Here is a 12,420-nt window from a genome sequence, read left to right as displayed (position 1 = left end):
ATGGCCGAGATTGTCATCAAGAACCTCAGGAAGGAATTCGGCGACTTCACTGCCGTGCAGTCGTCCTCCTTCAAGATCGAGGACGGTGAATTTTTCATGCTGCTCGGGCCGTCGGGATGCGGCAAGACCACAACGCTGCGCATGATTGCCGGTCTTGAACTTCCGACATCCGGCGAGATCTATATCGACAAGGAGGAGGTCGGACAGAAACCTGCCCGGCAGCGCGATATTGCGTTCGTTTTCCAGATGTTTGCGCTCTATCCGCACATGAATGTGCGGCGGAACATCAGCTATCCGCTGGTCAGTCAGGGAATGCCTAAGAAGCATGTTCGGGACAAAGTTGCAGAAGTCTCGCGCATTCTCGGTATCGAAGATATTCTCGACCGCCCCGTCAGCGGTCTTTCGGGTGGGGACCGGCAGCGCGTTGCACTTGGCCGCGCCATAGTACGAGAGCCGAAGGCCTTCATGATGGACGAGCCGCTTGGAGCGCTGGACGCCGAATTCCGCGAACATATGGCAGAGGAACTGCGCGCACTGCACGACCGCATGGGTGCCACTACCGTCTACGTCACGCATGACCAGCTCGAAGCCATGCAGATGGGGGACAAGATCGTCGTCATGAATCACGGAGTGATCGAACAGTTCGGAACGCCGCAGGACATTTACGACAAACCGGCAACGATGTTTGTCGCTGATTTTATCGGGTCGCCTTCCATGAACTTCCTGAGATTCCACGGCGAGGTCCACTCGGGCGCCTCCAGCGTTCGCATGCATCACATCGATCTTGCTGTTCCGACTGTCCGGGAGCCATTCCAGGGTGACCTGGTCTACGGCATCCGGCCGGAGCACATCCGGCTTCGGGACGATGGGGGCAACCGGGGGGAAGTGGTCGCCGCCGAGTATCTTGGAACAACGCAGATCGTCACCGTTAAGACAGCCGGGGGCGACCTTAAGGCCAGGATCGCGTCGGACCAACCGGCGACACCAGGTGAAACCGTCGGCCTCGATTTCAATGGGGCGACTGCGACGCTGTTCGACAATCAGTCCGGGCGCGCTCTGCGGTCGGACCTGAACGAGGGAGTGCTCTCCCATGTCTGAAGTGCGTTTGTCCAACCTGTCGAAGGCGTTTGGCGACACGGTCGCCGTCGATGATGTGAGCATGACCATTCCCAACGGGGCTTTCGTGACGCTCCTCGGACCGACGGGTGCCGGCAAGACGACGATCCTGCGTCTCATTTCCGGCCTTGAGCAGCCCGACGGAGGCGACGTCTTCATCGGCGGACGCTCTGTTGCCGATGAAACGCCGGCGCAGAGAAATGTGGCTATGGTGTTCCAGCAATATTCGCTCTATCCGCATATGAGCGTGCGGGAAAACCTGGCATTTCCCCTGCGCTCGCCGTTGTTAAAGACGCCCGCGGACGAGATCGAACGCAAGGTATCGGAAGTCGCCAAGGTCCTGCGCATCTCGCACAAGCTGAACAACAAGGCGACCGAGTTGTCGGGTGGTGAAATGCAGCGCGTTTCGATCGGCCGCGCGCTTGTGCGTGACCCAACCATCTACCTGATGGACGAGCCCCTGAGCTCGCTTGACGCCAAGCTGCGTTCCGACCTGCGTGTCGAACTCAAGCGCATTCAGGAAAACCTTGGCGCGACGCTGCTCTATGTGACCCACGACCAGATCGAGGCCATGACCATGTCGACCCATGTCGGCGTTCTGGATAATGGGAAGCTGGTGCAATTTGGTACGCCACGCGAGATCTATGAAAACCCGGTCAACCTCTATGTGGCGGGCCGGCTCGGCCAGCCCCGGATCAATGTCCTGCCTGCGGATATGTTTGCCGGTGCACCGGCGGGCGCTGCCAAGATCGGCCTGCGGCCGGAACATATCCAGCAGGGCGAGGGCAAAGGATCGACCGTCAAACGGATCGAACATCTTGGAGATCAGATCCGCCTCCATCTGATACTGGAAGGCCACAACGTGATCACGCTATCGGACCCGCATTCCGGTCTGGAACCTGGCGACACCATCGCCATTCAACCCCGCAATCCGCTGTTCTTTGATGCAAGCGGCATTCGTATCACCTGAGGAGAGGGAACATGAAGCAGTTCATCAACTCAAAGGAAACGCTGGTCACGGAAGCCATCGACGGGGAATTGCGAACGGCGGGCGGGCGTCTCGCCCGTCTGGACGGATATCCGCACATCAAGGTCGTTGTGCGGACCGACTGGGACAAGTCGAAAGTGGCACTGGTTTCCGGTGGCGGGTCAGGCCACGAGCCGAGCCACGCCGGTTTTGTCGGGCAGGGAATGCTGACAGCCGCCGTCTGCGGGGAGGTTTTTGCATCTCCCTCGGTTGACGCGGTTCTGGCTGGCATCCTTGCGGTCACGGGCAAGGCCGGTTGCCTGGTCATCGTGAAAAACTATACAGGTGACCGGCTGAATTTCGGACTGGCGGTGGAACGTGCCCGCGCCTTTGGCCTCAAGGTGAACATGGTCATTGTCGACGACGATGTCGCGCTGCCCGATTTGCCTCAGGCACGCGGCGTTGCAGGTACGCTTTTTGTGCACAAGATTGCCGGTGCGCTCGCCGATCAGGGCGCGGACCTTGAAACGGTCACCGAGGCGGCAGGCCGCGTCATCGCAGGTGCGGTCTCCATTGGCATGTCCTTGGACACATGCACGATCCCCGGGTCTCCCAAGGAAGACAGGATCAGGCCCGGCATGGCGGAGCTTGGACTCGGCATCCACGGGGAAGCGGGTATCGAGCAGGTCACCTTTTCCAATGCGAAATCGGCGATGGCGATGGTGGTCGACAGGCTTGAACCGGCATTGACGCCCGGTCCGCATGTCGCCCTCCTGAACAATCTCGGCGGCACCACGCCACTTGAGATGTCGGTTCTGGCAGAAGAGCTTACGCATTCGCGGATCGGTGGGCAGATTCGCTGGCTGGTGGGGCCGGCCGCCATGATGACCTCGCTCGACATGCACGGGTTCTCTGTGTCGCTGCTTCCTGTCAGCAAGACGGAAGAGGCCCTGTTGCAGGCTCCCGTCGCGCCCTGGGTCTGGCCGGGGTGCCTTGCGCTCGGACCGGTGTCGATATTGCCGCTTCCGGATGGCCTGTCGCCGATTCAGCCCTTGCCATCGAAGAACGATGCGACGCGGGCATTCATCGAGCGGTGCTGCAACATCCTGATGGCCGCGGAAGACGACCTCAATGCGCTGGATGCGAAATCGGGCGACGGCGACACCGGAAGCACACTGGCGACGGCCGCACGTGCCCTTATCAAGGCGCTTGACCGCATGCCGCTTGCGGATCTGACACAGCTCTACCGGGCGATCGGTCTGGAACTCAGTCAGACCATGGGAGGATCCTCCGGTGTGCTTCTTGCCATTTTCTTTGCGGCAGCCGGAGATGCTTCTTCCAGCGGGCGGGACTCGATCGGGGCGCTCAAGGCAGGTCTTGATCGGGTGATGCAGGTTGGCGGCGCCCAGCCTGGGGACCGGACCATGATCGACGCACTGATGCCTGCGCTGAATGCACTCGATGGCGGTATCGGAGCGGCTGCAAGCGCAGCGCGTCAGGGTGCCGATGCGACTTCCAGGATCACCCGTGCGCGTGCCGGCCGGGCGAGTTACGTATCCGAAGCGAACCTCTCGGGTCACAATGATCCCGGAGCGGAAGCCGTTGCACGCCTTCTGGAGCAACTCACCCAGGAGTCGGCGCTGACGGGCTGAGGATCGGCTCAAGGACGTGCGTCGGCTTCAAAGTCGGGGCTATGACGTCACGTGGCTTCGGCAGATGCTTTACGCGCTGTGTCCTTGTTCCGGATGCGAGCGATCCGGTCGCTGACCGACTGAAACGCGGTGTACAGCACGGGGATCATCAGAAGGCCGAGTGTGCTGTCCACGATCATGCCTACAAACACCGGCACGCCGATCGAAATCCTTCCGGCCGCGCCTGCACCGCTTGCCAAAACGAGCGGCAGCACGCCAAGGATAAAACAGAGGCCGGTCATTGTGACCGGCCGAAATCGCAGTTTCGCAGCCATGATCGCCGACTCGCGGGCGCTGTGGCCCTGTTCCCGAAAGCTCTTGGCAAATTCGACAACCATAATCGCTTTTTTTGCCGCCAGACCGATGAGAAGCACCATGCCGATCTGAGCGTAGATATCATTGTTCAGTTCAGGCAGGAGTTTCAGCGGAAGCAGGGCGCCGAAAAGTGCGAATACTGTGGATGCCATGACAGACAGTGGCAGTACCCAGCTCTCATATTGCGCAACCATGAACAGGTAGGCAAACGCGACCGCCAGGATCAAAATGTAGGTGACCAGACCGCCGGCCTCGACTTCCTGCAGTGTCTCGTCAGTCCAGTCGTATCCGTAACCTTCGGGCAGCGACGCCGCCGCAACATCAGCAAACTTCTTGATCGCGGTTCCGGAACTCACACCCGCTTCAAGCTGTGCGCTGATCGCTGCAGATGTGAACAGGTTGTATCTGTAAATGGTCTGAGCACCGAGTGTCGGATTGGCCGTCAGAAAGGTTCTGAGCGGCAAGGCCTCTCCATTTGCGTTCTTGACATAAATACCTTTCAGCTGGCTCGTCGTCTGCCGGAACTGCGAGTCTGCCGACATGACCACCCAGTAGACCCTTCCGTCCTTGACGAAATTGTTGACGTAAAGCGAGCCAAAGCTAGCCTGGAGGGAGGTGAAAATATCGCTCACGTCAACCTGCAGCGCCTCGGCCCGGTCCCGGTCTATTGTCAGGTGATATTGAGGTGCGTTTGCGGAGAAGCTGCTGAATGCGGACTGGAATTCCGGTTCCTTCATGAGCGCTGTCAGAAAGGCCAGTTTGACGGCATTGAAGTTTTCGATGCTCTCGGATTTGAAGTCCAGCAACTGGGCCGAAAGTCCTCCACTTGAGCCGACACCCTGAATAGACGGTAGCGGGAAAATGAACGACGTTGCCTCGGGAAATGTCGCGAGGGTCTCGTCCAGCGAGGACATGATCGCCTGCCATTGCGTGTCAGCTGTCTTTCGCTGATCCCAAGGGTCAAGAAGCAGCACGAGAAGTCCAACATTCGATTTGTTGCCCGCGATGATGCTGAAACCGGCGACGGAAGTGACCGACGAAATACCCTTGTGCTGCTGCGCCCGCGCGCTGAGTTCCTGAACGACAGCCTCCGTGCGCTGGAGTGATGCGCCATCGGGCAATTCGATACTCGCGAACAGCACCCCGTTGTCTTCCGTTGGAATGAAGCCTGTTGGCGTCGTCTGGAAAAGATAGATCGTGGCGGCAAAGACTGCGGCGCAAACGATCAGCGAGACCGCCATGAACCGCAGCATCACCCTCACAAGGGCGACATAGGCATCGCGTATTTTGTCGATGAATGCGGGGATGAGCCGAAAAATACCTTTCGGATGACCTGTTTTACGGGACAGGAAAGTCGAGCAGAGGACAGGTCCGAGCGTGAGGGCATTCACTGCAGACAGCGCGAATGCGAATGTGATCGTCAGGGCAAATTGCAGATAAATCTTGCCGGTGATCCCCGGGAAGAAACATACCGGTACGAACACGGCTGCCAGCACGAAAGTGGTCGCCACGATTGGCCTTGTAACCTGCGACATGGCCTTCAGCGTTGCCTCGCGCGGTTCGAGGCCTTCCTCATCCATGATCCGTTCGGTGTTTTCAATGATGACAATGGCATCATCCACGACAAGCGTGATCGCCAGGATGATTGCAAACAGCGTGATCATGTTCGCGCTGAAACCGGCGACATATATGAGCGCCATTGTGCCAAGCAGGGAGACAGGTATGGCGATCGCCGGGATCAGCGTTGCGCGTATGCTCAGCAAAAAGAGGAATGTCACCGCGATCACCAGCGCCGTTGTGATCGCGAGCGTAAATCCGATTTCCTCAATGGATTTGCGGACGGCGGTCGTGACATCGTAGGCGAGCACATATTCCACGCCTGCCGGAAACTGTTTCGACAATTCGTCGAGTTGCGCACGCACGGCATCGGCGACGTCGAGGGCATTTGCGCCGCTTTCCTGGAAAATGCCGATCACGGCTGAAGGCTGGCCATTGAAGAATGCCGTTGCCGAATAGCTCTCCGCACCCAGTTCAACGCGGGCGATGTCCTTCAGCCGGATAAACGAGCCATCGTCCTGCGACTGGACAATGATGTCCTCGAATTGCTCAGAAGTTTCAAGCAATCCGTCGGCTTCAAGCGTGAACTGAAAGGCTGTCGACTGGTCGCCGAACGGAGGCGCACCGATCTGGCCCGCTGCTGCCTCGACATTTTGTGCTTCAATCGCGTCTGACACATCGGTTGCCGAGAGATTCAAAGCGGCCATTTTCTCCGGATTGAGCCACACGCGCATGCTGTAGTTCAAAGGTCCGAACTGGCTGACGGAGCCGACACCGTTAATCCGGCTGAGAGGGTCTTGCAGAAAGTCAGCTGCATAGTTGCTGAGATAAAGCTGATCGCGGCTGTTGTCGGGAGACAGCAGGTTGATAACCTGCAACATGTCGCTGTCTTGTTTTGAAATCGAAATGCCTTGCTGTGTGACGGCCTCCGGCAGCAAGGGCGTCGCCAGTGCGACCCGGTTTTGAACATCAACCGCGGCAATATCCGGGTCGGTCCCGACCGCGAATGTCACCGTCAACTCATAGCTGCCCTCGCTTGAAGATGATGAAGACATGTAAATCATGCCTTCGACGCCATTGACCTGTTCTTCAATCGGCGCTGCGACCGCATTCTGGATCAGCGCGGCATTTGCTCCCGGAAACGACGCGGTGACCTGCACGTGCGGCGGCGCAATCTGCGGAAACTGGGCGATTGGAACAAACCAGATGGCCAACGTGCCGACCAGCACGGTCAGCACTGCGAGGACCAGCGCGAAATTGGGCCGGTCAATGAAGAATTTGGAAATCATCGATTGAGACCCGGCTCACGATTGTGTTTCGGTCGGAGTGACTTTTGCGCCCTCATGAATTTTTTGGAGGCCCTGGATTACAACGGGGTCGCCGGCCTTCAGGCCGGATTGAACCACCCAGTCCCGCCCAACCTGATCGCCGAGCTTCACGTCTCTGCGTTCAACAGTGTCGTCCTTGCCGAGAACAAAAACGAAATGACCTTTCGCATCGAGCTGAATGGCCGTTTGCGGCACGACCACGACGTCTGCGGCACCGGGGTCCTGAAACGTAACCGTGACCACCTGACCAGGTATCAGAAGGTCGTCCTTGTTTTCGAATTGTGCGCGGACTTCAACCGTGTCTGTCGCGGTTTCGACCTGGTTGCTGACATAGTCGATCTTTCCGTCGGCCTGGTAGGCTGCTCCGTCCGAGAGTTCGAGTTTGACTGTCAAAGTGGATGAATTTTCGTCGATGAGGCCTTCCTGGCGTTTCAGAACAAGGTCACGTTCGCTGACAAAAAACACCACATAGATCGGATCGGTGCTCGTAATCGTTGCCAGCACACCGCTGTCAGAACTGACAAGGTTGCCTGCATCGATAAGCGATCTTGAGATTCGTCCGTCGATCGGGCTGGTTATCGTTGTGTAGCCAAGATTGATTTGGGCCGATTCCAGGTCTGCCTGCGCTTCGCCGATTGCCGCGACATCAAGCTGGTAAGTTGCTTCCGCGGCATCATAGGTGGCCTGCGAAACATCTCCTTTTGCAAGAAGGTCCTTCTGCCTCTGAAGGTCCAGTTCCGCATTGCGTGCCGTTGCCTTTGCGCCTTCAAGTGTTGATTTCATCTTGTCGACGCTGGCCTGATAAAGACCTTGCTCGATCTGAAACAATGTATCGCCGCGCTTCACGAGACCGCCTTCCGTGAAGTTTCGCTTTTCGAGGACCCCTTCGACGCGCGCAAGAATTTCAACTTTGCTGATCGCCTCGACGCGGCCGACATAAACATCGGCCATGCCGGGTTTGGTGCTTGTCGCGCGCTCGATCAGAACGGCTGGAGCTTGGCTCTGTTGGGCGTACAGGGGAGACCAGGCAAGGCAAACTGGCAAAAGAACACCGGCAGCTTGAAACCACTTCATGGAGATCGGAGCCCCTCATCGTGAAAGTGAACACCGAGAGTTGCACTCAATGCGTGCCGGGTCAATTCGCGCGCAAAGACCCTGGCGACGCGATCAACCCGGATGCTTAGCCCGGATGCTCAGATTGTGTTGACGTATGGTCTCGTTGTGGGAACGGCTCGGATTGCGAACACTCTACGGAGTTTCAGTTTGCCGAAGCAGGGCATTCCATCCGTGCCTCCATGTAGGCGGCGAGACGCTGCGCGGGGGATCCTTCGCCACTCAGGACTGTCGTCTTCCATGCGTTCGCTTCGAAGGTGACGATGTCCATTTCCCAGAGACATCCAATGACCTCTTCGACGCCGTCTTCGAACAGGGTCGGCGTTTGCCAGGACGCGCGCAGCTGACCAATTTTTGAAAGAACGCTACCCCATTGCCAGTAGAAGACCGGTGCAACGACGGCAACCTGGGCAAAGTGCACGATCTGAAAGCCGATGCCGTGGGCGTTGACCGGATCTTCCAATCCTCCTGCAGGCGGGAGCCGGTCAAACGCCTCGGAGCCTGCCGCTTTGGAGACCGCAGTATCGAATGTCCTTCCTTCCGACAGGATGGCGTATTGTTTCAGCTGCCAGCCGTTCCCTTCCAGGACCGGCATGGGTAGGACATCTCTGGGCTGGAACCGGCCAAGGTGGTTCATCGGCGCGTCTCTTTCTTCCTCGCAGCTCATATGACAAAGAAACGCACCTTTTTGACGCCGGACAAGCGAAAAAATGTCTGACAACACAACCAAGTCCTCGTTGCGGCCCGTCTCTGGCCCTGGCGCGGTCTTGTAGTTCGTCCGGATCACGGAGCCTTAAGACATCCGCATTAATATCAGGAAGCATTTGCAATCCGATTGTTGTTGCTGATCTAAAAATGGGAGCGGACAATGCGCAAGATGGGACTGATTGCAGCTTTTGCAGGCGTCTGTGGCGTCGCGCTGATTGCACTTTGGCCACGAGGAGATAACGTCCAGGCGTATTTACCGGCGCCAATCGAAGGCGCTTATGTGCAATTGGCCTTCGAAGGTTCGCTCGATACGCTTGGAGCTTTGAACGTGTCCGCACAGTCGCGCGATGGCGATGCCGTTTTTTCGCCAGGTCCGACAGGCAGTGCCTACTTTGCGCAAGGTGACGGGCGCTATCTGGAGCTCGCGACACCTGACCTGAACACGCTTGCGAGGCGGATTGACATATCATTCGATCTCAAAGCCGAGGAGTGGACGAACCCATATGAAAAAAGCGCTCCTGTGAAGACCATTGCTGTGGTCAGCGGCAAAAGCGGCGATCGCATCCGTCATGTCATCTTCAATCTGTCCAGTGGCGACCGGCCGACCTTGAGCGTATCGGTGGAAGACGAAAACGGTTCAAAAGACCGGTTGGTCGCCGAACGCGGAGCTTTCACAATGGCTTGGCACCGCATCAGGCTTGTTATCGATCAGGGTGAAGACAGCACCCAACTTTATCTGGATGGCGAACTGGTTGCCAAATCAGAGGTCATCCCCTCGATCGTGTCGCACGGCGTCGATCGAGTGAAGATCGGCACGTGGTATCGCCAAAACCAGGCGTTTCGCGGTCACGTGGACAATTTCGTCATCCGGGATGCGACGTAATAGGCAGGTTAGGAACCTTTTGGCGGACGCCCGCCTTTCAAAACACCTTTTCGTGCTGTCTCCGCGCCGAAATTGACACCTCCGACTGGTGGTTCCAGACTGTAATCCAGGAGGAAAACATATGACCGAGGTTCTGAGTGAAAGCCAGATCGCGTTCTACCGCGATAATGGATATCTGGTGCTTGAACGCCACCTGCCGGATACCGTCATTGGGGACATCCGCGCCGAAATCAGCCGGTTTGAGGATGAAGCGCGCGGCATGACGGCATCCAACGACCGGCTTGACCTGGAAGACAGTCATTCACCGGATCAGCCACGCCTGCGGCGGATCAAACTGCCGCACAAGATCAGCGATATCATGCGCAAGCTGATGTTTTCCGATCATATTCTTGCGCCCGCGCGGGATCTGATCGGCCCGGACCTGCGGCTGCACACGACGAAACTCAACATGAAGTCGGCCGGCTACGGTGCCGCAGTCGAGTGGCATCAGGACTATGCCTTCTATCCGCACACCAACGACGATATCCTCGCCATCGGTGTCATCATTGATGACATGGAGAGTGAAAACGGGCCGCTGATGGTCTATCCGGGCAGCCACAAGGGGCCGGTTCATGACCATCACGTCAATGGTGTGTTTGCGGGTGCATTCAATCCGCAGGATGTGGGGTTAAACCCATCCGACGCCGTTGAACTGAAGGGGCCGGCAGGGTCGATATCCATTCATCACGGGCGCATTGTGCATGGGTCGGCGCTTAACACATCTGACCGTTCGCGCCGTATTCTCTTTTATGAAATGATGGCTGCCGACGCCTTCCCCATCATGGGATCGATGACCAAATGGGACGGGATCGAAGATTATGACACGCGCATGCTGTGCGGAGAGCCGACGATCACGCCACGCCTAAAGGATATCCCGATCAGAATCCCGCAGCCGCAGCCCGACGTGCCGATTTCGATTTACGAAATCCAGAAGGGCCTGAAAAAGCGCGCCTTTGGAACCTCCACCTGACAGGCCCGATCGTCCTAGACCCAGAACCGGGGTGTTTCACACGTGGCTTCCCAGTAACCTTTGGCATGCTGCCACATGGTTTGGCACTGAGATTCATGCCATCCGATCACAAAGCCTATTGCCTGGGTCGCAGCGAGGGCGTTTTTGCCACTGACTTTTGCTTTGTCCGGGAGCGTCTCGGCCATGGCGACGTCGTTGAGATAGCCGAAAATGTCCTGAAGTTTTTTCATGCGCTTCAGAAAGGGTTTTACCGTGTCGGCAGGATAAAGGCTGCCGTAGAATTCGATGCCGTAGCGCATCTTCTTCATCGCCTTGCGCATGTCATGCCGCTCGGGAATCGTAAGCTCTTCCAGCCGTTTGCCGTAGCCGAGTACCTTCTTCCACTGTCTTGCCAGCGCCTTGCTTGAATGGATTTCGATCGGTTTTGCCAGATGGGTCGTCTGGTCGAAGTTTTCCGGATCGAGCCAGCCACGGGTTTCGGTATAGGCGGCAAGATCGAGCAGGAAGGCGTTGACTTCCGCAGATCTCAGATGTTCCAGGACCGCGCTGCGCGTGTCTTCACCACGGGAGGCGTTGAGGGTTTCCAGTAACGCGTCGAACGATAGGCTTGCCGGTGCCTTTTTAATGAGCGGTTCCACGATCTCGTCAATCAGCACATCGAGATCGCGCATCGATCCGACTTCACTTGCAATGGTCTTCGCCATCTGATCGATCTGAGCGACCGTTGCAGGGTTCAATATCGGTTTGAACAGGCGGATAGCGCTGCGCAATCGCCGCAAGCCGACGCGCAGCTGGTGAGGACCTTCCGGGTCGTTCGAACCAAGCACCACCATGCGGTTTTCCGAGACCTGCTTCAGGCAGGATCTCAAAACGTCGCGAAATGCCAGTTCTACGCTTGTTCCAGGGGTGAACCTGATCGCTTCGGCAAAATAAGGTTTAGGCGTGCCGGCAGATTGGCCTTCGGCAAACCGATAGCCCCGCTCCGCCTTGCTATAGGGTGAAAACCGGAACGGAACATCGTTCAAGAGAGCTTTCGCCGCGTCATAAATCGCCTGGCTCGGCCCGGACTTGAGTTCCATCTCGAGCTCGACAAGCGGCTGCGCGCCTTCGCCAGCCAAAATGTTGCCGGTGTCAAATGCCAGTTCGATCTCGGCGCCGTCACTGTCGCGGGTCAGGATGCGCGTTGTCCGTTTCATGACCGTCTCAAAGCACTCTGAAAGCGGGGCATCTCCAATGACCTCGGCGAGGGTCTTGGTCACGTTCGGATCTTCGATTACGGAAAAATCAAGCGCTCTGCCGCTGACCGGATGTTCCGCCTCCACCGGAGACGACAGACCACCGACAACACCGGTGCCGATCTTGACCGTCTGAACCCAGTTGCGACCGGATTTTCGCACTCTTAGAGAAATCTTTGCCTTGCGAAGCGCCTGATCGGGCGTGTCGAAATAAATCGACTGCAGGGTCTTGGTTACGGCACGGCCGGCGGAAAAACCGCGGATGGCGCCGACCCGCTTCATGGCGTCCTGCGCCGACTTATCTAGTTCAAGCTTAAGCTCAATTTCGCGTGCTGATTTGCTCATGAAACCGTTTCTAACCAAGCCCAAATAGCTTGTCTAGAAAAAGCGCACAATTTGCGCTTTTGTTCGCTGGCTAACATTTTTCCGACCCTCTGCCAGCCGACGACTTTCCGTCTGGCCGGTCCAAAAGAACCTGATTTCCAGTGCAGCGTTCCG

Annotated in this window: 9 protein-coding genes; 5 read left to right on the top strand and 4 right to left on the bottom strand. The window is 57.5% G+C overall.

Going from position 1 to position 12,420, the window contains the following annotated elements; translation table 11 throughout:
- From ABVF61_RS27400 to ABVF61_RS27390, 3 genes are read left to right on the top strand one after another with little or no spacing between them, the layout of a single operon-like run.
- Positions 1–1,098: an ABC transporter ATP-binding protein gene (locus ABVF61_RS27400; protein ID WP_353996788.1), complete on the top strand. Its 1,098-nt coding sequence runs from the start codon at positions 1–3 to the stop codon at positions 1,096–1,098.
- Positions 1,091–2,086 (top strand): ABC transporter ATP-binding protein, encoded by a 996-nt coding sequence (locus ABVF61_RS27395; RefSeq protein ID WP_353996787.1) that lies wholly within the window; start codon positions 1,091–1,093, stop codon positions 2,084–2,086. The genes ABVF61_RS27400 and ABVF61_RS27395 overlap by 8 nt, the downstream gene beginning before the upstream one ends.
- Before the next feature lie 11 nt (positions 2,087–2,097).
- Complete coding sequence (locus ABVF61_RS27390; RefSeq protein WP_353996786.1) at positions 2,098–3,735, top strand: dihydroxyacetone kinase subunit DhaK; 1,638 nt, start codon at positions 2,098–2,100, stop codon at positions 3,733–3,735.
- Positions 3,736–3,782: 47 nt separating this feature from the next.
- On the opposite strand, the gene ABVF61_RS27385 is transcribed toward ABVF61_RS27390, so the two are convergent.
- From ABVF61_RS27385 to ABVF61_RS27375, 3 genes are all read right to left on the bottom strand, one after another.
- A complete protein-coding gene (locus tag ABVF61_RS27385) occupies positions 3,783–6,935 on the bottom strand; it encodes an efflux RND transporter permease subunit (protein ID WP_353996785.1) in 3,153 nt (1,050 codons plus the stop codon).
- 15 nt (positions 6,936–6,950) lie between these two features.
- Positions 6,951–8,048, bottom strand: a complete 1,098-nt coding sequence (locus ABVF61_RS27380) for an efflux RND transporter periplasmic adaptor subunit (protein ID WP_353996784.1) — start codon at positions 8,046–8,048, stop codon at positions 6,951–6,953.
- Positions 8,049–8,232: 184 nt separating this feature from the next.
- Positions 8,233–8,724 (bottom strand): hypothetical protein, encoded by a 492-nt coding sequence (locus ABVF61_RS27375; RefSeq protein WP_353996783.1) that lies wholly within the window; start codon positions 8,722–8,724, stop codon positions 8,233–8,235.
- A gap of 231 nt (positions 8,725–8,955) precedes the next feature.
- On the opposite strand from ABVF61_RS27375, the gene ABVF61_RS27370 reads away from it, so the two are divergent.
- Together ABVF61_RS27370 and ABVF61_RS27365 are read left to right on the top strand one after the other, a co-directional pair.
- Positions 8,956–9,678: a LamG-like jellyroll fold domain-containing protein gene (locus ABVF61_RS27370; RefSeq protein ID WP_353996782.1), complete on the top strand. Its 723-nt coding sequence runs from the start codon at positions 8,956–8,958 to the stop codon at positions 9,676–9,678.
- Between the two features lie 121 nt (positions 9,679–9,799).
- The gene (locus tag ABVF61_RS27365) at positions 9,800–10,687 is read left to right on the top strand and encodes a phytanoyl-CoA dioxygenase family protein (protein ID WP_353996781.1); all 888 of its coding nucleotides are present in this window, start codon (positions 9,800–9,802) and stop codon (positions 10,685–10,687) included.
- Between the two features lie 14 nt (positions 10,688–10,701).
- On the opposite strand, the gene ABVF61_RS27360 is transcribed toward ABVF61_RS27365, so the two are convergent.
- Positions 10,702–12,267 (bottom strand): CYTH and CHAD domain-containing protein, encoded by a 1,566-nt coding sequence (locus tag ABVF61_RS27360; RefSeq protein WP_353996780.1) that lies wholly within the window; start codon positions 12,265–12,267, stop codon positions 10,702–10,704.
- Positions 12,268–12,420: the final 153 nt, after the last annotated feature.

Origin of the sequence: Roseibium sp. HPY-6, from assembly GCF_040530035.1 — a bacterium.
Taxonomy (GTDB): domain Bacteria; phylum Pseudomonadota; class Alphaproteobacteria; order Rhizobiales; family Stappiaceae; genus Roseibium.
The sequence above is the reverse complement of the archived record's forward strand: the minus strand, read 5'-3'. Positions and strand labels throughout refer to the sequence as shown.

Bases quoted from the DNA above. Each gene is read 5' to 3' on its own strand.
- ABVF61_RS27375 (WP_353996783.1), bottom strand. From the start codon at position 8,724: ATGAACCACCTTGGCCGGTTCCAGCCCAGAGATGTCCTACCCATGCCG.
- ABVF61_RS27380 (WP_353996784.1), bottom strand. From the start codon at position 8,048: ATGAAGTGGTTTCAAGCTGCCGGTGTTCTTTTGCCAGTTTGCCTTGCC.
- ABVF61_RS27390 (WP_353996786.1), top strand. From the start codon at position 2,098: ATGAAGCAGTTCATCAACTCAAAGGAAACGCTGGTCACGGAAGCCATC.
- ABVF61_RS27400 (WP_353996788.1), top strand. From the start codon at position 1: ATGGCCGAGATTGTCATCAAGAACCTCAGGAAGGAATTCGGCGACTTC.
- ABVF61_RS27360 (WP_353996780.1), bottom strand. From the start codon at position 12,267: ATGAGCAAATCAGCACGCGAAATTGAGCTTAAGCTTGAACTAGATAAG.
- ABVF61_RS27385 (WP_353996785.1), bottom strand. From the start codon at position 6,935: ATGATTTCCAAATTCTTCATTGACCGGCCCAATTTCGCGCTGGTCCTC.
- ABVF61_RS27365 (WP_353996781.1), top strand. From the start codon at position 9,800: ATGACCGAGGTTCTGAGTGAAAGCCAGATCGCGTTCTACCGCGATAAT.
- ABVF61_RS27395 (WP_353996787.1), top strand. From the start codon at position 1,091: ATGTCTGAAGTGCGTTTGTCCAACCTGTCGAAGGCGTTTGGCGACACG.
- ABVF61_RS27370 (WP_353996782.1), top strand. From the start codon at position 8,956: ATGCGCAAGATGGGACTGATTGCAGCTTTTGCAGGCGTCTGTGGCGTC.